This is a genomic window from Promicromonospora kroppenstedtii DSM 19349 (genome assembly GCF_000515355.1).
In the GTDB taxonomy this organism is placed as follows: domain Bacteria; phylum Actinomycetota; class Actinomycetes; order Actinomycetales; family Cellulomonadaceae; genus Promicromonospora; species Promicromonospora kroppenstedtii.
Window position 1 is genome coordinate 48,216 of the sequence record NZ_KI911690.1, and the last position, 871, is coordinate 49,086.

The window sequence follows — 871 nt, forward strand, 5'->3', positions numbered from 1 at the left end:
GGCCGAAGTGCTCGACGCGACGGCGCAGGCCTGGAGGGCGCGGTCAGCGGGCTGAGGGTGACTACCGGCTCGCCGCCGGGCGGCCGGGGGCTGCCGCCGTCGAGCTCATCCCCTTTGAGGCCTAAGTTTCTTGTCTTTGAGGTGGCTCAAAGACAAGAAACTTAGGCCTCGAAGTGGAGCGAGAGGCGCTGGTAGCATCGCCGTATGGCGATGACAAAGGTGCTGGACGATGTGAAGCCCGCCGAGCCCGAGGCGATGGCCGTCGCGTCCTACCTGTTCCACGGGTTCTCCGACCCGTCGCGGCTGGCGATCCTGCAGCACCTGGCCCTCGGTGAGCACCGCGTCGTGGACCTGACCGGGCACCTCGGCCTGGCGCAGTCCACGGTGTCCAAGCATCTGGCGTGCCTGCGCGACTGCGGGCTCGTCGAGTCCCGGCCGGAGGGCCGGGCGTCCGTGTTCTCGCTGATGCACCCGGAGGCGACGCTCAAGGTGCTCGCCGCCGCGGAACAGCTCCTGGCCCTGACCGGCGACGCCGTCGCGCTGTGCCCGGTCTACGGCGCCGACGGTTCGGCGACGCACACGCCGGACGCGGTCGCGCACCCGGCGGAGGCGCCTGCGCGCGCTGACCGGACGACGAGGGCGTCGTCATGAGCCACAGCCACGGTCCTGGCGGCCACACGCACGGCGACGCGGGCGGACGACGGCGCCTCGCCGTCGCGTTCGGCATCACGGCGTCCGTCTTCGTGGCCCAGGCGGTCGGCGCCCTGCTCACGGGCAGCCTCGCGCTGCTGGTCGACACCGCGCACATGCTGACCGACGTCGCGGGCCTCGCCATCGCGCTCGGCGCGGCGTCGCTCGCGCTGCGGCCGCC

At 72.6% G+C, this 871-nt stretch carries 2 protein-coding genes; both read left to right on the plus strand.

Features of this window, described 5'->3' with window-relative positions; translation table 11 throughout:
• The first annotated feature begins 204 nt into the window (after positions 1-204).
• Positions 205-651 carry an ArsR/SmtB family transcription factor gene (locus tag PROKR_RS16555; protein WP_051433064.1) on the plus strand — a complete coding sequence of 149 codons (447 nt, stop codon included), beginning with the start codon at positions 205-207 and terminating at the stop codon, positions 649-651.
• On the plus strand, positions 648-871 hold a 224-nt coding region (locus PROKR_RS16560; protein WP_036964786.1), incomplete at its 3' end, for a cation efflux transmembrane domain-containing protein. The genes PROKR_RS16555 and PROKR_RS16560, both read left to right, overlap by 4 nt.

Bases quoted from the DNA above. Each gene is read 5' to 3' on its own strand.
- PROKR_RS16555 (WP_051433064.1), top strand. From the start codon at position 205: ATGGCGATGACAAAGGTGCTGGACGATGTGAAGCCCGCCGAGCCCGAG.